The sequence below is a fragment of the Blautia sp. NSJ-175 genome, from assembly GCF_022867815.1.
In the GTDB taxonomy this organism is placed as follows: Bacteria; Bacillota; Clostridia; order Lachnospirales; family Lachnospiraceae; genus Blautia; species Blautia celeris.
Window position 1 is genome coordinate 124,376 of the sequence record NZ_JALIFQ010000005.1, and the last position, 20,476, is coordinate 144,851.

Genomic DNA, 20,476 nt, shown 5'->3' on the forward strand with positions numbered 1-20,476 from the left:
TGCCTGTCCACGGCCACATAATTTTTATTTATTTAAGTCCTGCACTATCTGCATCAGCTGCTCCCTTGTCATTCCGCCGAAACTTTCCAGTATCCCCAGGGGCATTTCCAGAAACATTCTCTGCTGCATTTTCGCCGCACCTTCTCCCAACACGTCAAAGGTGCTTTCTTCCTCTCCCTTCGACATGGGAAGCATCAGCTGCTCCAATACAGCACGTCCCTTTGCTGTTTTTAACAGGCTGCCGACATTTGACTCCAAGGTGTAATGGTATGGCAGCTCTGCACTGCTGTCCACATGAACAATTTCTCTTAATCGGATATCTCTGCTTGAGGCACCGATCTCAATGGCAAAATCGCCGCTTTCCACATACCAGTCATGAATTTTTGTTTCATAGTAAGCAAAACTTCTCTTATCCAAAAGAAACTCTACCTGTTTTTCCTGATTCGGATTCAAGTCAGTCTTTACAAAACCTTTTAATTCTCTCACCGGTCTGTCCACACTGCTTTCCAAATCTCTGACATAAAGCTGTACGACTTCCTTTCCGTAAACAGAACCGGTATTTTTTATTTTACATGTAACCCGCACAGTTTCTGTATCTGACAAAGTCGATTTTTCGACCTTTAAGTCGCTGTACGCAAAATCTGTATAAGAACATCCGTGTCCAAACGGGAACTGCACATCCATTTCTTTTTTGTCATAATAACGATATCCCATATAAATCCGCTCACAGTAATCAGCGATACCGTCCGGTCCCGGGAAATTCAGATAAGCCGGGGTATCCGGCAATTTTTTTGCCCATGTCTCTGCCAGCTTTCCGCTCGGATTGTCCTGTCCATATAGCAAACGGACCGCTGCGGCTCCAACCTGCTGTCCTCCCAGATGCATACACAACACCGCTTTCACTTTTTTAAGCCACGGCAGATGCATAGGGGAACCGCCATGCAGTACAACAACCAGATTCTTCTGTACTTCTGAAATTTCTTCGATCAGTCTGTTCTGATTGTCAGGGAGCTGATCATGTTCCCTGTCAAAGCCTTCCGATTCAAAGGAATCCGGCAATCCGGCAAATACAACTGCAACATCTGCCTGTTTTGCTGCCTTTACAGCCTCCTGTACCAATTCCTCATCTGCTGATTCCGTTTCTGCGTGATATCCTTTTGCATAGGCAACGCAATATTTTTTCGCTGCCTCTAATGCACTTGTCACACGGTTCGCATTAATATGGCTGCTGCCGCTTCCCTGATAACGTGGTTTCTCCGCAAACGCGCCGATAAATACAGCCTTTTTTTCAGTACTGATCGGCAATACTTTTTCGTCACACGAATCATTTTTCAGCAGTACCGCACACTGAACAGCCAGTTCTTCGCTTAATTTTGCTAATTCCTCTCTATCAATACCGGTATTTTCCTGTTTCTGTTCCTGATAGTCGAAAATGAACTGCAAGACATCAGCGACAATAGCATCCACTTCCGATTTCGTCACCTTACCGCTCTCCAAAGCGGCTTTTAATGCTGCCTCATGGGTACCATATCCTCCCGGCATAACCAGATTCAACCCTGCCCGGATGCCCTTTACCACATCCTTTGCAGCGCCCCAGTCTGTGACAACAAAACCATCAAATCCCCACTTTTTACGAAGAATATCTGTCAACAGCATTTTGTTTTCTGAACAGAATTCTCCGTTGACCGCATTGTAAGCACACATTACACTGCGTGTTTTTCCTTCTTTTACAGCCATCTCAAAAGCCGGAAGATAGATCTCATGCAGGGTTCGTTCGTCCATATTGGAAGAACCATTCATACGCATGGTTTCCTGGTTATTAGCCGCAAAATGCTTTACACAGGCTGCGACGCCCTGCTTCTGCAGGCTCCTGATATAAGCACCCGCCAGTTTTCCCGCCAGATAAGGATCCTCACTGAAATATTCAAAGTTTCTTCCGCACAGGGGACTTCTCTTCATATTCAGTCCCGGTCCGAGAAGCATACCCACATCCTCTGCCTGACATTCTCTTCCCAATGCCTCTCCAAGCTGTTCCAGAACATTTTCATCAAAACCGGAGGCCAATGCCGATGCACTCGGATAACAAACCGTCTTAATACTTTCGTGAATTCCCATATGGTCACTTTCGCCCTCCTGTTTGCGAAGACCATGAGGGCCGTCGCACATCATCACGGATGGGATCCCGAGTCTCTCTACTTTTTCCGTGTGCCAGAAATCAGCACCGGAACAAAGTGCGATTTTCTCATCTAACGTCAGCATATTCAACATTTCTTCCACTTTTTTCCTCATAATTTTTTCCTCCTGCATGTTTTCCTAATCACTCTTTCTGCCCGGATAAGACTGATACCTGGATTATAGCAAAAGAAATTTCTTTTTTGTGTTCGTTTAATTGTATATTTTTATTGTAATGTATGTTTTTTAGATATATTATAGAGTAGAGGATTTATGTATATGGAGGTATATAATTGAAGAATATAAATGACACCTATATTAAACTGCAGACAAATAACACCCTTCTCTCTCACAAACTTAAACACTTCTCTACCACCGCTGAGTATATTGACACAAACGTCAATATTCTCGGCTCCAAAACCATAAACCAAACATTTCAGAATGAATTTATTGTGAATTACGCGGATTTTCAAACATCAGGCATCATAAACGGCTCCATAGATATGGGAAAAATATACGAAACAGCCATTCAAAAACATGGTGGATTTGAAATGATTTACGTTGTAAAAGGTACATCCTTAAATCAAATCAATCATACGAATTATCAGTTACAAAAAAATGATATTATGATCATGAACCCCAATTGTAAAAGCGGTATGATATCCTCCTCTGATTCAATCATCATAATTTTAACGGTTACCTCTGAGTTCTTAACTTACTTTTATAATCAAAACCACCGGTTTACCATGCTTCCGAAAATATTTCAGGACTTTTTTCTTTCGTGTTATAGAAACAGTGAATATAAAAATTCAGACTATTTTATTTTTTCAAATCAGGGTGAATCAGGGGAAACCCCTGAAGTCTCCGATCATTTTCATCAGATCAATGAGGAATTGCGGAAAAAAAAGCCCGGATACGAATCTATCGTATACGGACTTTTCTGCCGTCTTCTTTTTTCTATTACGGATTCATCCTATAAAGCGGAACAACACCAAATCGTTCCGCAATCCATGGAAGATTTAACAAAAAACATAAAACAGTATCTGGATACCCACCGATATAAGATAAGCGGTTCTGAGCTGTCTGCTGTTTTTCACTTTCACAAAGATTATTTATCAAAAGTGTTTCAGGCAAAAATGAATCAGACAATCAAAAAATATAACCAGGCTGTCTGTATGGAAGAAGCATATAACTTATTATGTAATTCTCAGTTGACCATAAGCGAAATCGCAGATGCAATAAATTATTCCAGCAGATCACAATTTTATGCTGCCTTTGAAAGTACGTTTGGGATGAAGCCTTCTTCTTTAAGATGATGACCGGGCAGGTACGGCCTGCCCGGTTAAAGTTATCCTTATAGCATTTTAAAACCTTTTAGTACCTGACTCAGATAAATATTGAAAGGTTTCCATTCTTTGTAAAAACTCTACCGCAGGCTGAATAAGGAATGTGCCTTACGTTAATACTGAAACCTTATACGCGTTTGAGCATATAAAAACTTGCTTGTACTTAGTGAGTAAACAGATAGAATGAAGACAGTTGTGACACAATCTCAATAGCCTGGAAAATTTACCATAATAGCTAAAATAGGTCTAATTATATACAATCTACAGTGATCACTTATCATTTTTCGTTCTTTTTTAAACGAATCATTTAAAAAAATCTCATAAATCAAAAATTGGAATTTAATACTATATGGTGGTAAAAATCATATACATACGCTCATTTCCGATAGAAAACTTATATCTTGTTTATAAACTAATCTTCTTTTTGATTTGTATTTTGAGTTTCCAAATTTTTACAGTATTCTTTCATACAATCAGGCACATCTGGTTCGTAAACATGAATAATCGATGAACTTTTTGTAGATGTCAGTGCAGTTTTAATAATTTTTTCAACTAAAATATCCATTTTTTTATTTATCATAATATTTTCACTCCTTTTTATAAGATAATGATATAATTATATAAGATTTTGTCTTGAAATAGCGTATATACATTATGTAATTTAACCTTACTAGTCATATAGCAAAATTATGTGTGCTCTTAACCCATGTCTATAATATCGTTATTAGTCTCTTGTTCTTATAATCATTCTATTAACATCTTTTAATGATATTGTACTAAATACTTCTATAGAACAAGCCAAGAATATAATATCTTTCACCTGTCTGTCTTGTATTATTAGTTCTGTCAACATTATAAAAAATAAAATGATTATTGAATTTCTTTTTCTCCGTCTTATTTCCGACTTATCCGAAATCGGGTGTTTTTCAGTACAATATGGCGCATATTCATATAATAAAAAAACATAAAACACAAAACAAATTACCATCAAAAAATCCGGAAACTTTACCAGCTTTCCAAATAAGATAGAACCGTAAATAATTGAAATCATAGTTAGACTGCATCCCCAACTTGTTTTACAATGCCGACCTCCTGCTTGGCTACGAAGCCCACTAAACACAAGTAAGACCACAACTGTCTCCGTCAAGTATCCACTACACAATCCCAGCAATAAAAAAAATAAAGTCTTACCCCAAGTAGCTCCTATCACCTCCAATCCATATATCAATATATCAACATTATAATTTTTTCTATCCGAATGACTCAATAACCAATTTGCAATTTTCTTATACATAATTGCTCCGTACTTTAATACTATTTCTCTAACATCTCTAACAAATTTTATATCTAATCTTAACATAAATAACAATAATACACAATATTTTCACAAAAATATACCCAACTCTGACAAGTAAGTTTTTTAATGGAACACCCCCAGCTTCAACCTGTATTTTCAAGTCCGATCTTTTTCCTTTATATAAAAATACACAATCCCCCTAAAATTTTCCGTTACTTTCCTGCTTTTCTACCTCTTCCCGGCATCCGCCCTATAAATACTACAGCACAATCTCAAAATACCTCTCCAAAACCCCTTTCATCTCCTCCTCCCCAATCTCCATCTCCTGCACCACTACCCCATTCTCCACTTCCGTAAACCGATTCCCTATCACCGACACACTCCCACGCTCTGTCCTCTTATTCAGATAAAGCCTCTGACGGAACACGGAATTTTCGTTCTTGGAGCAGTATTCATTCATGGGGATATAATCCACAGCTTCCTGGGGCATGGTATAGAACTGCAGCATGGACTCAATCTCCCCGCTGCCGGTCCTTCTCTTCATGGTCCACCAGGGGACTTCATCCTTATACATATAGTACCGCTCTCCCCTCATATCCGCCACTGCTCCGTCCTGCACCGGAACTGCTCCCGGGGGCATGGGACCGCCGTAGCCCACGTCGCAGAAATACTTCATGCCATCCAGCTCCACAATAATTCCCCTGTGAAGCACAAGCGGCACATAATTCTTATTCCTGGTGATCCGGCACATACAGGAGCTGGCATGGAACCCCAGGTCCTTTAACAGAGCGGTAAACAGGGCATTCAGTTCAAAACAGTAGCCGCCTCTGTGCTTTGTCACCACCTTTTCATAGATTGCTTCAATGTCCAGCGGAATGTCCTTTTGAAACATCCAGACATCCAGATTTTCAAATGGAACATGGAGCTGATGCCCATAGATCAGGTCATCCAGGTATTCCTTTGTGAGCACATCCCTGCGCTTTCGCTGAATCCGTACCAGATAGGCGTCTGCATCGGGAACAGACGCATACAGTGCTTCATACATAATCCTTCCTCCTTTTGCAGCACACCATATGATATCTTCATTATATACAGGTGCATTTTTGTTTGTAAAGCGGAAAAAAACTTTCGTCATATTGATCATACCCTATGCTACAAAAAGTAGGAATCTTTTTTCGGCAAATGAAACCCTGTGCGGATTTACGCACCGGAAATCCTGTTATATACTGATGTTATGAATTTATTACTGCATACCGGTATGTGAGCAAAAAGTATGAACGGGCAAGTGCGCATTTTGTCCAAAAGGAAGGGAGAAATTCAGATGAGTAACGAAAAGAAAGGACTGAGTAAGGCGCTGAAGCTGTTCTACGGCATCGGCGACTGCGGCTTTACCCTGATGACCAATGTGGAGAGTTATTACTTTAACTTTTTCCTCACAAATCTGGCACAGTTCGGACTGGCAACGGTCTCCTTTATCACCACCACCGCAAGCGTCATAGACGCCTGCCTGTCCTGGATATATGGAGCCATCTTAAACAGTATCAAACCGAAAAAATGGGGCCGCTACCGTTCCTGGCTGATTCTTCTGCCATGGCTGGTACCGTTTCTCTATGCATTCCAGTTTCTGAAAATCGGAGACGGGCCTCTTTCCATAGCGATCATCATCGCGGCTGCTGTTGTCAGCCATGTTGTATGGAACTTCCCCTATGTGGCCAATGTATCCATGATCGCGGTAGCCGGCAAAACACCGGATGACAGGGCGCATCTGGCCTCCACAAGAGCTGCGTGGGCTAACTTTTCCAAGGTGATTTTCTCCTATGTGGGGCCTCCCCTGGCTGCTCTCTTTGCAGGCATGATCGGAGAAAAAAGCCAGTACGGCGCAACCGCTTTTGTACTGGGATGTATTATGGCAGTGCTTTATTTTGCACATTTTAAAATGTTTGACGGATACGAGGAGGCAGAAGCAGCGGCAAACAGCGCAGCAGCTAAAAAAGATACCACCAAGACAGGAGGTATGGACCTGATCAAGGCCCTTCTGCAGAATCCGCCCCTCCTCTCCCTTTTGCTGGCTGATCTGGCAAAATGGATGTTCAATTTCGTGTGCTCCGGTGTAGCCATCTATTACTTCACCTATGTGGCACAGAACGCGGACCTTCTGGCAAGATATATCCTGATCTCCAACATTTTGTGCGTGATCGGTTCTTATTTTGCCAAAAATATGGCAAAGAAAATCTCGACCAGATCCACCACCATCGTCACCTTTTTCGCCATGGCTGTCATACTGATCGCCGCCAATTTCATCTATTCCAACGTGACCCTGGTCATTGTTCTTATGTCAGCGGCACAGTTCGGATATGGAATTGCCTACGCGTGTACTCCGGCTCTCTATGCCGATACCATTATCTACTCTGAGTGGAAAACAGGAAAAAATGCTACCGGGTGGATCAGCGGACTTCAGAATGTCCCCTTAAAAGTCGGTGTTATGACAAGGGGTATCATCATCTCCGCCTGCCTTGCCTTCGCTGCCTTTGACCCGAGCATCGACGCTGCTATGGCATCTGTAGAGCTGAAAAAAGGCATCTGCATGGCATTTATGGTCATCCCTGCACTGGCCCTGATTGTGGCCGCTGTCCTACTTCTCTTCGGCTTCCGCCTGACAAAAGAGAAAGTGGAGCAGTATTCCGCTGAGATTGCCGCAAGAAACAGAAAATAACAGGAGGTATCAGAATATGAAATTTGACGAAAAAGAACTGGAGATCATGGGTGAATACAACATGCCCGGCATTTACGGCGCGCCGGACAGCATAGTTCCCAAATACAACCGTCCCATCACTCCCAAGGAAAACATGCTCCGCATGCTGGAAGGCAGGATGCCTCTGTGGGTGCCAAACCAGACCCTTGACAACAATGCCATACAGCCCCTTGTTATGCCGGATGCAAAAGCCCGCAATTTCGGCGGCACGGACTGGTTCGGCATTGAGTGGGAATACGAACCAAAAACAAAGGCTGCCATGGTAAAACCCGGTACACAGAGGCTGTCTGACATTACAAAATGGCGGGAAGAACTGGAATTTCCTGACTTGACCGCCATAGACTGGAAGAAGGACTACGAAGAGAATTACAAAGGACGGATCGCTGAAGACCGCTTTTCCTACTTTGTCATCGTAAACGGATTTTTTGAAAGAACTGCGGACCTGATTAATTTTGAGGATGCCTTCTGTGCCCTCATCGAAGAGCCGGAGGAGCTGACTGCATTCTATGACAAACTGGCTGAATGGCACATTGAGCTGATCAAGATCGCCCATGATGTCTACCACACAGATATGATCCTCTTCCACGACGATATGGGAACCCAGATCAGCACCTTCTTCTCACCGTCTACCTATGAAGAGCTGTTTGTTCCCCAGTATAAGAAGATCACCAAAGCCGCCCACGATATGGGCATGTACATCTGTCTGCACTCCTGCGGCTGCATCAAAACACTGATGCCCCTCATTATTGAGGCTGGATTTGATGCCTGGGAGGGCCAGGACAGCGCCAATGATAAGGCAGCCATCATGGAGGAATACGGAAAAGACCTGGCACAGTGTACACTGTATATCATACCCGCGGATATGAGCGATGAGGACGCTGTCGCGGATATCCACAGAAAAGTAGATGAACTGGCTATGACCGGCCGTTTTGCCTGCCGTCTGAAGGATGAGAAGCCTGACCGTGCAGTGAATCTTGCCGATGAACTGTACCGCTACAGCAGAATCAAATATGCAGAATTGGAGGAATCAAAATGCTGACACCAAAAGAAAATTTCCTGGAAACCCTGAAAAAGGACGGAAAACCGGACCGCCTGGTCAATCAATATCAGCCCTTTGTCCCGATCATGAATGATCCCCTGCAGAAATTCACCAGAGGAAACCGTGTACGTGGAAAAACTTCCGTGGACCGCTGGGGAACGGAGATTCTCTTCCCCGAAGACGCTCCCGGCCCCATGCCCCATGTCACGGAAGCCAATAAAGTGTGTCCGGATGTGACCCGGTGGCAGGAATCCGTAAAAGTCCCTGACCTGATCGCCAACTGCAGCGACGGATGGGAAGACGCCCTCAGCGCCGCATCCCAGGTGGACCGCAGCGAAAAACTGGTTCTCGGCTTTATGGGTACCGGAATCTTTGAGCAGAGCCATTTTCTCATGGGCTTTGAGGATGCCCTGATGAATCTTCTTCTGGAGCCGGAATCCATGCAGGAGCTGGTGGACGCCATTGCGGAATACCGTTTCCGGTATGCCAAACTGCTGGTTGACAATCTGCACCCGGATATCATCCTGTCACACGATGACTGGGGTTCCAAGACCAGCCTGTTCATGCAGCCTGACATCTGGAGGCAGTTCTTCAAAGAGCACTACCGACGCATTTACGGATATATGCACGACCACGGTGTTCTGGTCATGCACCATGCAGATTCCTTCCTGGAACCTATTGTTGAGGACATGGCAGAGATTGGTGTGGATGTATGGCAGGGCGTGCTGCCGGAAAATGACATTTTAAAACTGCAGAAACAGCTTGACGGCCGCATGACTCTCATGGGAGGCATTGACGCCACCATAGACCGTGAGGACGCCACGGAGGAAGAAATACGCGCAGATGTCCGGAGGGCCTGCAGCACTTACGGACCGGGCGGACACTTCATCCCCTGCATGACCTACGGCCTTGCCGGAACCATTTATCCCAAGACAGACGAGGTCATCGCCGACGAGATTGAAGCTTACAACAGGGAAACCTATCATATCTGACGAAGCAGTCAAGAATGCGGAAACGGGAAAACAGCATTTCCCGCTTCCGCTTATTTTTCCATATATCATTGGAAACTTTGCACCCTTTTTCAGGAAATGTTATACTGTTGCCATACAAAAAGTAAAAGGAGAATCCGGCTTTGACAGAATTATCTTTCAATCCAGAGGAGAAAAACCGCCTATTCCGGCTGAACATGCAGATACTGGCGGACGCCTTCTCGGAGCATGACCAGAATGTCACCTTCTATTCCCAGAATGACCGTCCCTGCCTGGAAGGTATACGCCTCTACAAAAAGGGAAAAAAACTGTATTCCCGGTATGTTTACCTGCTTCAAAGTGCGGATGTGGATCAGACGTTCCTCGATTACCGGGATGTTGATTTTATCGCTGTGGGACGTATTGATATCTCCTGTATCCATCCAAGCTGTCCTGTCATAGAGCTGAAAAGCGGCACCGACTTTCTGGATGCCTTTGAGCTGGTACAGGAAATCTTCGCCAAATACAGACAGTGGGACAGACGCCTGCAGTATGCCCTTGCTAGTGAACATCCCCTGGATGAAATGCTGCTGGCGAGCCTGGGGCTCTTCGGCAATCCCATGTTCATCCACGACACTGATTTTTATATTCTCTCCTGTCCCAGATATGTACAGGGCATGACCGTCTGGGAGCGGGATTCACGGACGGGGCGCAGCATGGTCCCTCTCAGCCTGATCCATGACTTCAAGGCAGACACCGAATATCTGGATACCCTCAGCAAAAAATCACCCGACCTTTTCTCCGCGGAACAGCGGGGCTACCGGATACTCTATGTGAATCTCTGGAACGGAAGCCGCTATGAAGGCCGCATCTGCGTGGATGAAATACAGAGTGAGATTCAGGAAGGCAACTATCTTGCCCTTGAATACCTGGGGCAGTCCATAGAGCTGGCGATCAAACACAAAAGTCTCTTTTATCTGAGCATGGGCAATGATATGGACCGCTTTTTCAATGAATACCTGGACGGCACCATCACGGACCCGCAGCGCATCCTCAATTACCTCTATTTCCTGCACTGGAAGCAGAATGACCGCTATCTCTGCCTGCGCCTGGAGACAGAGCAGAGGGATATCAATATGCTGTCCGCTGCCGCCACTCTGGGGCATATTGAGACGCAGATTCCCACGGGACACGCGTTCCTCTACCAAAACAGCATAGCTGTGGTGGTCAATCTGTCTTACGCCCATAATACCTCCTCTGAGGTCATCAGCAGCCTTGCGATCCTCATGCGGGAAGGCCTCCTGAAAATGGGTGCCAGCTCAGAGATCAGCGATTTCATGCTGGTCCCTCAGGGATACATCCAGGCCAGCGCAGCCCTGGATCTCGGCCGGAAAAGCGACAGCATGACCTGGTGCTACCGTTTTGACGACTACCTGCTGGAATATCTCCTGAAAAAAGGCAGGGAGGAAATCCCGCCCCAGCTTCTCTGCTCTGAAAAACTGCTTCTCCTGAAAAAATACGACGATAACAACAAAACAGACCTGTACCATACCGCCAAGGTCTATCTGGAGCTGGAACGCAATGTTCTGCAGACCGCAAAGGAGCTGTACATTCACCGCAGCACCCTCTTCTACCGTCTGGAGCGCATCCGGAAAATCGCCGGCATAGATTTCGAGGACAGCAGGGAACGGCTTACCCTCCGGCTGTCCTTCTATATCCTGGAACAGAAGCTGGAAACCTGATTTTCCCAAATATTCACTCAAAAAAAGGAACAGAAAACGGCAGCCTTAACCGTTCTCTGTTCCTTTTTATTATCTTCCTCTAAGCGGAGCAATCTTCTCCCTGTAAATCTTCTTATAGAAATACGCACTCAGCAATACAGATGCGATCTCCGCAATGGGTATGGACCACCACACAGCGGATAATCCTCCTACCTTTGCCAGAATCGCGGCTGCCGGCAGAATGATCAGAAGCTGTCTGGTCACGGATATGATCAGACTGTAGACACCATTTCCCAGAGCCTGGAACACGGAGCCCACAATGATACAGAATCCCGCGAACAGGAAGCTTAAGCAGATGATCCGAAGAGCCGGCACACCGATTGCCAGCATATCCTTGGAGGCATTGAACATACCCAGCAGCTGTGCCGGGAAGATCATGAACAGCGCCAGTCCCAAAAGCATGATGATCACCGCTGACGCAATGCTCAGATGGATTGTCTGGGTGATACGCTTCTTGTCCCCAGCCCCGTAATTATAGGCAACAATGGGAACCATACCGTTGTTCAGACCGAACACAGGCATGAAGATAAAGCTGTTCAGCTTGAAATATACTCCGAATACGGCAGTTGCCGTTGTGGTGAACTGAATCAGGATCTTGTTCATTCCAAAGGTCATGACAGAGCCGATCGCCTGCATGATAATGGAGGGCACGCCTACAGAATAAATCACTTTGATAATTCTTCCTGACGGTCTGAAATGCCGCATACCGATATGAATGTCCTTGTTGAACTTCACATTGAAGAACATTGCCAGGAACATACCGCAGAACTGTCCTAAAACTGTAGCTGCCGCGGCTCCCGCAACCCCCATCTTCGGAAAACCGAGAAGGCCGAAGATTAAGATCGGGTCAAAGATAATATTGATGACAGCGCCCAGTCCCTGGGATATCATAGTGTAAAAAGTACGTCCTGTGGACTGCAGAAGACGCTCAAACATAACCTGCATATAGACTGCAAGGCAGAGGCCTGAAATAATGGTCATATACTGGATTCCGTATTCCCGGATCTGCACATCCGAGGTCTGCATGTGGAAAAATGGCTTTGCCAGAGCAACTCCCAGCACTGCGAAGACCACGCAGCTTATGAATGCCAGAAAGATACCGTTTTTCGCCGATTCATCCGCTGTTCTGAAATCTTTTTCTCCCAGACTTCTGGATAACACGGCATTGACACCCACACCGGTACCCACTGCGATAGCGATCATAAGGCTCTGCACCGGAAAGACCAGAGAGACGGCAGTCAGCGCGTTCTCATTGATCTGTGCCACGAAAACACTGTCCACCACGTTGTATAAAGCCTGCACCAGCATGGACAATATCATGGGCAGAGACATCTGAAACAGAAGCTTCGGCACCGGCACGACTCCCATTTTATTCTCTTGTACATTTGTTTCTGTCATATAAGACTTCCTTTCCTTTATGTATTTCCCCCGGCAGAATATAGGAGACAAAGTTTCCTATATCATGAAATAAGAGTCTGCCGAAGCAGACTCATCTATTTTTCCTACCGTCTCTAGTTTAAAGGAATTAAAAAATATTGTCAATCCATTATTCTGTCTTTTTCTGAAAGCTTTTCTGCAACAGAGTGTAGAAGTGTCACGGGACTGTACGGTTCTGTCAGCGTAACGATTCAGCCAGCTGAATCGTTACGGGTATTCGCCCATTAAAAATCGCTTCGCGATGGGGCGAATACCTGCCGCCACTACTCTTTTGCACGGTCAGCGCAGCAAATGCGCAGACCTGACTGAACAGTTACCTGTCAGCTTTCTTTTATTTTCTCCCACACGGAATAAGGGATTTTTAAATTCCCCATTCCGCTTCCCAGATCAATATGCGGTTTGTTCGTACCATGAAAATCACTGCCTCCCGAAATGCAAAGAGACAGTTCTTTTGCAAGCCTTATCATGTTTCTCTCCTCAAAAGGCTTGTACGTGGAATACATGGCTTCCAGCCCGTCAAGTCCGGCCTTTTTCAGCTCCTTCACAGCCCGGATCAATCTGTCGTCTATAAAACGGCACAGCACCGGATGGGCAAAGACTGCCTTGCCGCCCCCTTCATGTATGAGCCGTATGGCCTGGGCCGGCGTCACCTTCTCCCTGGGCACATAACAGCAGGCTCGGTCCCCCAGGTATCTGTCAAAAGCCTCACTGACAGAACCCACATATCCGTGCTCAAACAAAAATCTCGCAAAATGTGCCCTGGTCCACACACTATCCGGAAATGCTTCCTTCATCGCCTCGTATGTGATATTCATACCGTGTTCGTTCAGCCGCTCTATCATTTTAATATTTCTGGCATCTCTTGACTGCTGGAAGTAAGTCAGCTCTTTCCTGAAATGTGTGTCCTTCCAGTCAATCCCCAGCCCCACAATGTGCACATCCTTCCCCCACCAGGTCGTGGACAGCTCAATCCCGGGAATCACTTCCAGCAAAGTTCCCTCTGCCGCCTCCATGGCCTCCTCTATCCCGTCCATGGTATCGTGGTCAGTCAGTGCAATGGCCCGCAGCTCCTTTTCCAGAGCATACGCAATCAGCTCTTTCGGCGTATAAGTGCCGTCAGAAGCGTTTGAGTGTGTGTGCAGATCTATCAAATCTCTCATATGGATTCTCCTGTATCAGAAATAAACATCTTAATTTTTTACAATATCAGTATAACAGAGAGGCAGGAAAGATACAACGTTTCCTGCTGACGGCAGATAAGGAACAAACAAGGCAAAATCCTGTTGCGGTCCGCTAAACGATGTGTTAGAATAATGAAAAGCAAATTTTCTAAGTCATTTATCTGGTTTTGTATCCGATCAGGATTCAAAATATCTGTAAGCATTTCATTACAGCAGGTTTGTATTCTTTGACCTGTCTTTTCGGAAAATTCATGCTTTTCTCACACTATAGCAGGGGTTTTTCGGAAACTTTAAAACCTCCTGCACACATGAATTAAATAAGGAGGAGGATTTACATGGACAAACCAAGAACACATGCACTGCAATGGCATCCTGCCTTTTATGCTGATATTCAGATTGAGCTGGAAGAAGAAGCAGGACTTCTGGTTTTTGAAAATGAACATCAGCTTGGGACAAAGCCAAAGGAGATTGACGTACTGATTGTTAAAAAGGAGGCAGAAGTTCCTATACGAAAAAATATCGGAAGGATTTTTCGGAAGCATAATATCGTAGAATACAAGAGTCCAACCGATTATTTAAGTATAGATGATTTCTATAAGGTTTATGGCTATGCCTGTTTTTACAAGGCGGATACGGCAAGGGCCGACAGTATTAAGATTCATGATATCACCATAACCTTCGTATGCCACCGTTATCCCCGCAGTTTGATACGGTATTTAACGGATGAAATAGGGTATCAGATCACCAGAGTTGAGGATGGTATTTATTATATTATCGGAGATAAAATCCCCATACAGTTGATCCTGACAAAGGAATTGTCAGAAAATCACAATTTATGGCTGAAAAATCTGACCGATAATCTGGAAGACCCAGAAATGGTAAATCGTTTAATCGAACAGTATGCAAAACATAAAGAAAATAGCCTGTATAAATCAGTAATGAATCTAATTGTCCGCGCTAACCAGGAAAAATTCAAGGAGGTAAAGGCCATGTGTGAAGCATTGGAAGAATTAATGAAAGATGAATTAGAAGCCAAAAAAGTAGAAGGAATAACAGAAACTATTTTAGATCTGCTTTTTGAACTGGGCAGTGTACCTGAGCTACTGCAGTCTGAAATCATGAAGCAGAAGAATCCTGAAATTTTGAAACAATGGGTAAAATACGCCGCCAGGGCAGATACAGTTGAAGCATTTGAACAGAAAATCAGGAAGGCTGAGTAAACAGCAGGATTACCGCTCTGCCTGTGGCTGAAAATAAAGAAAGCAGGTATCCGCCCGATTGTGAAGCAATTTTTCATAGAGGAATACCTGCATTTCTATGCCGGTGTGCTTATATAAAGACATGATATCCGAAAAAATGATTCAAAAAAATAACTTTTTTCAAAAAAACACTTGCATTTTGGAATAATATGTAGTATCATAATCAAGCGTCATGCGAAACGACAAAGCAAAACGCAGAATGGTTCGTTGGTCAAGCGGTTAAGACGCCGCCCTCTCACGGCGGAAACAGGGGTTCGATTCCCCTACGAACTGCTCATACAGTATGCTACAACAGAAAAGCGCAACACGGTTCGTTGGTCAAGCGGTTAAGACGCCGCCCTCTCACGGCGGAAACAGGGGTTCGATTCCCCTACGAACTGCTCATACAGTATGCTACAATTGAAAAGCGCAACATGGTTCGTTGGTCAAGCGGTTAAGACGCCGCCCTCTCACGGCGGAAACAGGGGTTCGATTCCCCTACGAACTGCTAAAAAGATTTCAGTGTTTATGCTGGAATCTTTTTTGTTATGCCAAAAGAGAGCCCGGCAGAAATCTTTCCCTTCCGGGACACCTTTCTGCCAGACTTTTCCCCCACCCAAAAACAGACCGGCATCCGAAGGCATGTCCTCCCCGGATACCGGTCCTTATATTCTTCTTTAATCCTCCGGTGCCTCCGCAGGAATGAACACGCGCTTATCCACTGAACTCTCCGGCAGTCTGGCATTCTCCCATGCCTCCTCACAGAAGTAATCCTGGGAATTAAGAAGCACCTTGCCCCTCTTGTCAATCTTCTCATACCTGCCGTCCGGCTGCAGCACATGGGCTTTGACATTGTCCGCAAGCTGTATCTCCAGAATATGCTTCACTTCCTCTTTCAGCCGTTCATCCTCCACAGGGAATACAATCTCCACCCTCTTATCCAGGTTTCTCGGCATCCAGTCAGCGCTTCCCATGAAGACCTCCTCACGCCCGTCACTGTAAAAATAGAAAATCCTGCTGTGCTCCAGGAAATTTCCCACAATGGAACGCACCGTGATATTATCACTGATTCCCGGAATCCCCACCTTCAGACAGCAGATACCCCGCACGATCAGATCGATCTTCACCCCGGCGGCGCTTGCAGCATACAGAGCCGCAATAATATCCCTGTCGCAGAGAGAATTCATTTTCGCCACGATCCGGGCCTTCCGTCCTTTCAGCGCGTATTCCCGCTCCATCTCAATCTGATGCAGGAAACGGTCACGCATCCAGATAGGCGCCACTACCAATTTATTCCACGTCCTCGGTTCCGAATAGCCTGATAACATATTGAACACCGCTGTGGCGTCCTCCCCGATCCTGGCAGAACATGTGAGAATACCGCAGTCTGTGTACAGTTTGGCTGTGGAATCGTTGTAATTGCCTGTACCCAGGTGCACATATCTGCGGATGCCGTTCTCCTCCCTGCGCACCACCAAAGTGATCTTGCTGTGGGTCTTAAGTCCCAGAAGGCCATAGATCACATGACATCCCGCCTTCTCAAGCATCTTTGCCCAGACAATATTGTTCTCCTCGTCAAAACGGGCCTTCAGCTCCACCAGCACCGTGACCTGCTTGCCATTCTCCGCTGCCTGGGCCAGAGCCGCGATAATGGGTGAATTGCCGCTCACACGGTACAGGGTCTGCTTGATTGCCAGCACATCCGGGTCCTTGGCTGCCTGACGCACAAAATCCACCACAGGCTGAAATGTCATGAACGGATGGTGCAGCAGAATATCTCCCCTTCTGATCTGGGTGAAAATATCCTCATCTGTCATCATAGCCGGCACCAAAGCCGGTGTGTATGGCTTGTTTCTGTACTCCTCAAAGCCGTCCATTCCATACATTTTCATCAGGAAGGTCAGATCTAAGGGGCCGTTTATCTGGAAGATATCCTCCTCCTTGATCTCAAACTCCATTTTCAGAATGTTCAGAAGCCTTTCGTCCATCTTGTCTTCCACTTCCAGACGGATCACCTCGCCCCACTGGCGCTTTTTCAGCTGCTTCTGGATCTCCTTTAAAAGGTCTGCCGCCTCGTCCTCATCTATGGTCAGATCCGCATTCCGCATGATCCGGTACGGACAGGTACAGGCCACCTCATTGCTCAAAAACAGCTTGCCGATATTCCGCTCGATCACCTGCTCCAGCAGGATTACCACGGTGTTGCCCTTTTTGTCCTCAGGCAGCATAACGATCCTCGGCAGCACAGAGGGCACCTGGACCGTGGCAAATTCCAGCTCCTCCCTGCCCTTTTTGTCCTTTTTTGAGATCAGGGCACCGATATTCAATGTCTTATTCCTGATAAGCGGAAAAGGCCTGGCGGAATCCATTGCCATGGGTGTCAGAACCGGGTATACGCTTTCCTCAAAATAGCGGTCCACATATTCCTTCTGTTCCTTTGTCAGATCCTCATGCTTTTCCACCACGTGAAGCCCCACTTTGTTAAGCGCAGGCAGAAGGGAGCGGTTGTAGGTATTATACTGTGTCTCCACCAGCTCCTTTGTCACAACAGACAGCTCTTTTAACTGCTCCTTGGGCGTCATGCCGGCAATGTCCGGCTTTGTGTATTTGGCATGTACCATATCCTTCAGGGATGCCACACGGATCATGAAAAATTCGTCCAGATTGGATGCCGTTATACTCAAAAATTTCAGTCTTTCAAACAGGGGAAGGCTTTTGTCCCTGGCCTCTGAGAGGACTCTCTCGTTAAATTTGATCCAGCTCAGTTCCCTGTTCCAGTAATATTCCGGTTTTATATAATCTTTTAAATCCATCCTCATGCCCCCTATCTTCTCTTTTTCCGGCGCAGCCTCGGTCGGATGCTGAACACCTCTTCAAAGAAATCTGCCTTTTCCGTCAGAAGCCCTTCCTCCAGTGTCAGATCCTCCTGCGTGTCAATGGTCAGTACCAGTTCCTTCTCCCTGACTGCCGCTTTGATTTCCTCCACCTTCTGCTTATGGCTGCGGTCTAGGGCATTGGCCACCCGCAATATGGCTGTCAGCTTGCCGATGAGCATGTAAGTATCACGGTCAATGGCACTTTTGGAGTCCGCCTCCCCGTAATATTTGAAAGGCTCTGAGTTAAACCGCACCACGCTGGCGATCACTTCCCGCTCCATATGGGACAGACCGATGATCTCTGTGGACATGATGATCGCGTAGGAACACTCCGCCGCATTGCTCATGCTGATATATTTTCCGCAGTCGTGAAGGATGACCGCGATCTGCAGAAGCAGCTTCTCCCTGCTTCCCATGCCGTGCACTTTTTTCATGCTGTCAAAGATGATGGTAGCCACCTCCGCCACGGCCTGTGTGTGGCTCTTGTTGCTCATATAACGCTTCGCTATATTTCTGGCGGATACCAGTATGTCATTTTCAAAATTGTGAGTGCTCTTGATGAGCTTTTGTTTCTGGGCGTAGTCATAGGAAACACCGTCATTTAACTGGGTTCCCGGCAGCCATAAGGTGTCTGCCCCCATCTCATCAATAAATACCCTGCAGATGATCAGGGTTGGCACCAAAATCGTGGCAAACTCCAGGGAGATTCCCAGCTCCACAGCCGCCTGCTCCGGCGATTTATGGACAATGCCCTCATACACCTGCATAAAGGCCTCCCGGCTGACCGTCCTGTTTTCCTCCATGCTGCTCTTTTTCTTCAGGAGTGTTTCAATAAACACATCCCCCAGAAGAATGATATTGTCAATCTTCCGCTCTTTCAAATGCAGCTTTTTAAAGCTCAGGATATCGTTGTGTATCAGCTCCTCCACCAGGTGCTCATAGTATACGGTCTCCTTTTCCACAGGAATCAGGCGCTCCCGGATACGCAGGCTGCCCATCTTGAAGTTCTGGGTAGTCACCAGCGCGTCCTTGTCAAACAGGGAGATCTGTACATTACCGCCGCCGATCTCAATGATGGCGGTTCCCTTCTGGATGATCTTCGTAAAAGCCGCGTCCTTGGCTGCCAGTGATTTATAACCGTAAAACCTCTGCTCTGAATTGCTGAGGATCTCCACATTGATGCCTGTCTTCTGGTATACCTGGTCCAGCACGATCCAGACATTCTTTGCCTCCTGCAGCGTGCTGGTGGCACAGGCGCGGTATGCATCCACCTGGTATTCCTTCATGATGCCTGCAAAATCGTGGAGCACAGCACACAGCTCCTGGGTGGAATCGTACCCGATCTTTCCGGTGCCGTAGGTATCCCGTCCGATTTCCAGACGGCTTCTGACCTCATCGATCTGGCGGATTCCCGCCTTGGGTGATATTTCATAGATATCCATGGATACATGATAAGACCCGACGTCGATTGCTGCAAATCTTGTAATTGCCATTTTCTCACCTCTTCCGTAAACGGACTATATCTTATTTCTGTACTCGTTGGCTGAAATCCCCTCTATCTTCTTAAAGACCCTGGAGAAATGCGCCATATCCAGAAATCCCACTTCCTCCGCCACATCCCCGATACGCAGGGACGGGTCCTTTAAAAGCTCCTTGGCCTTGTCGATCCGGATGGAATTGAGGATCTCCGAAAAGCTCTTTTCCAGATGCTTGTTCAAAAGTTTGCTCAGATGCCACTGGCTCACAAAAGTATTCTCCGCCACTTCACTTAAAGAAATCTTTTTATTATAGTTTTCCTGTATATAAGCCAGGGCATTCTTCACAATAAAACTTCCGGCAGTATTTTCTGATTCATCCTCCTCGCCGGTGATATTGCGCTTTTTCAGGTTTTCCGCCATGACCTGCACAGCTTCCTCTATCTCATCCATGTTGGAGGGCTTTAACAGAAACCGCGTCACACCCAGACGGATTGCCTGCTGCGCATAGTCAAAATCCCGGTACCCTGTCAGAATGGAGATCTGCATCTCCGGAAATTCCACCCTGAGAGCCGCAATCATTTTCAGCCCGTCCATGCCCGGCATGGAAATGTCGGATATTACAATATTGGGCTGCTCTTTCCTTATGACTTCCAGGCCTTCCTGTCCGTTGCCTGCTGTGGCTGCGATCTTACAGCCGTATTTTTCCCACGGTACCACTTTGGAAAGGCCCTCTGCAATAATTGGTTCGTCATCTACGATCACTACTTTATACATATGTACCCCCGGCTCCTGTTTTAGTTTATCACAAATTTTCTGTTCTTCTTTCAAATTTGCCTTAAATTTATGTAAAATATATTCACTTTTTATTATTATAAAACATTAACGAAAAAAGGAAAGTATTTGGCCGGTTT

General features: G+C 46.0%; 15 protein-coding genes and 3 tRNA genes. 9 read left to right on the plus strand and 9 right to left on the minus strand.

Annotated elements, in window-relative coordinates; all coding sequences use genetic code 11:
* Positions 1-24 precede the first annotated feature (24 nt).
* Positions 25-2,289, minus strand: a complete 2,265-nt coding sequence (locus MUB35_RS09850; RefSeq protein WP_118593893.1) for a glycoside hydrolase family 3 C-terminal domain-containing protein — start codon at positions 2,287-2,289, stop codon at positions 25-27.
* 176 nt (positions 2,290-2,465) lie between these two features.
* Here MUB35_RS09850 and MUB35_RS09855 point away from each other — a divergent pair, with 176 nt between their 5' ends.
* Entirely contained in the window at positions 2,466-3,488 is a 1,023-nt protein-coding gene (locus MUB35_RS09855) for a helix-turn-helix domain-containing protein (protein WP_103733227.1), read from the plus strand.
* Between the two features lie 442 nt (positions 3,489-3,930).
* On the opposite strand, the gene MUB35_RS09860 is transcribed toward MUB35_RS09855, so the two are convergent.
* The 3 genes from MUB35_RS09860 to MUB35_RS09870 form a co-directional block, all read right to left on the minus strand.
* Positions 3,931-4,098, minus strand: coding sequence for a hypothetical protein (locus MUB35_RS09860; RefSeq protein ID WP_158587266.1), 168 nt, complete (start codon positions 4,096-4,098; stop codon positions 3,931-3,933).
* A gap of 144 nt (positions 4,099-4,242) precedes the next feature.
* Entirely contained in the window at positions 4,243-4,812 is a 570-nt protein-coding gene (locus tag MUB35_RS09865; RefSeq protein ID WP_244806117.1) for an accessory gene regulator B family protein, read from the minus strand.
* 262 nt (positions 4,813-5,074) lie between these two features.
* Complete coding sequence (locus MUB35_RS09870; protein WP_244806118.1) at positions 5,075-5,860, minus strand: arylamine N-acetyltransferase family protein; 786 nt, start codon at positions 5,858-5,860, stop codon at positions 5,075-5,077.
* 276 nt (positions 5,861-6,136) lie between these two features.
* Between MUB35_RS09870 and MUB35_RS09875 the strand changes: the two genes are divergently transcribed.
* From MUB35_RS09875 to MUB35_RS09890, 4 genes are all read left to right on the plus strand, one after another.
* Entirely contained in the window at positions 6,137-7,528 is a 1,392-nt protein-coding gene (locus tag MUB35_RS09875) for an MFS transporter (RefSeq protein WP_244806119.1), read from the plus strand.
* A 16-nt stretch (positions 7,529-7,544) separates the two neighbouring features.
* Positions 7,545-8,606 carry a uroporphyrinogen decarboxylase family protein gene (locus MUB35_RS09880; protein WP_244806120.1) on the plus strand — a complete coding sequence of 354 codons (1,062 nt, stop codon included), beginning with the start codon at positions 7,545-7,547 and terminating at the stop codon, positions 8,604-8,606.
* Positions 8,600-9,598 carry a uroporphyrinogen decarboxylase family protein gene (locus MUB35_RS09885; protein WP_244806121.1) on the plus strand — a complete coding sequence of 333 codons (999 nt, stop codon included), beginning with the start codon at positions 8,600-8,602 and terminating at the stop codon, positions 9,596-9,598. Before MUB35_RS09880 ends, MUB35_RS09885 begins: the two co-directional genes overlap by 7 nt.
* 140 nt (positions 9,599-9,738) lie before the next feature.
* Entirely contained in the window at positions 9,739-11,316 is a 1,578-nt protein-coding gene (locus MUB35_RS09890) for a PucR family transcriptional regulator (RefSeq protein ID WP_103732527.1), read from the plus strand.
* A 69-nt stretch (positions 11,317-11,385) separates the two neighbouring features.
* Here the strand turns inward: MUB35_RS09890 and MUB35_RS09895 are convergent, their stop codons facing one another.
* Positions 11,386-12,753, minus strand: coding sequence for an MATE family efflux transporter (locus tag MUB35_RS09895; protein ID WP_103732528.1), 1,368 nt, complete (start codon positions 12,751-12,753; stop codon positions 11,386-11,388).
* Between the two features lie 359 nt (positions 12,754-13,112).
* A complete protein-coding gene (locus tag MUB35_RS09900; RefSeq protein ID WP_244806122.1) occupies positions 13,113-13,952 on the minus strand; it encodes a PHP domain-containing protein in 840 nt (279 codons plus the stop codon).
* A 356-nt stretch (positions 13,953-14,308) separates the two neighbouring features.
* Here MUB35_RS09900 and MUB35_RS09905 point away from each other — a divergent pair, with 356 nt between their 5' ends.
* The 4 genes from MUB35_RS09905 to MUB35_RS09920 all read left to right on the plus strand — a co-directional run bounded on the left by MUB35_RS09905 (position 14,309) and on the right by MUB35_RS09920 (position 15,719).
* Positions 14,309-15,193: a hypothetical protein gene (locus MUB35_RS09905; protein ID WP_033141946.1), complete on the plus strand. Its 885-nt coding sequence runs from the start codon at positions 14,309-14,311 to the stop codon at positions 15,191-15,193.
* 240 nt (positions 15,194-15,433) lie between these two features.
* Positions 15,434-15,505, plus strand: a tRNA-Glu gene (locus MUB35_RS09910).
* 35 nt (positions 15,506-15,540) lie between these two features.
* Positions 15,541-15,612 (plus strand) — tRNA-Glu (locus tag MUB35_RS09915).
* A 35-nt stretch (positions 15,613-15,647) separates the two neighbouring features.
* Positions 15,648-15,719 (plus strand) — tRNA-Glu (locus tag MUB35_RS09920).
* A gap of 169 nt (positions 15,720-15,888) precedes the next feature.
* Here the strand turns inward: MUB35_RS09920 and MUB35_RS09925 are convergent.
* From MUB35_RS09925 to MUB35_RS09935, 3 genes are read right to left on the minus strand one after another with little or no spacing between them, the layout of a single operon-like run.
* A complete protein-coding gene (locus MUB35_RS09925) occupies positions 15,889-18,024 on the minus strand; it encodes an RNA degradosome polyphosphate kinase (protein WP_033141945.1) in 2,136 nt (711 codons plus the stop codon).
* A gap of 11 nt (positions 18,025-18,035) precedes the next feature.
* A complete protein-coding gene (locus MUB35_RS09930; RefSeq protein WP_033141944.1) occupies positions 18,036-19,580 on the minus strand; it encodes a Ppx/GppA phosphatase family protein in 1,545 nt (514 codons plus the stop codon).
* 24 nt (positions 19,581-19,604) lie between these two features.
* Positions 19,605-20,339 carry a response regulator transcription factor gene (locus tag MUB35_RS09935; RefSeq protein ID WP_033141943.1) on the minus strand — a complete coding sequence of 245 codons (735 nt, stop codon included), beginning with the start codon at positions 20,337-20,339 and terminating at the stop codon, positions 19,605-19,607.
* Positions 20,340-20,476: the final 137 nt, after the last annotated feature.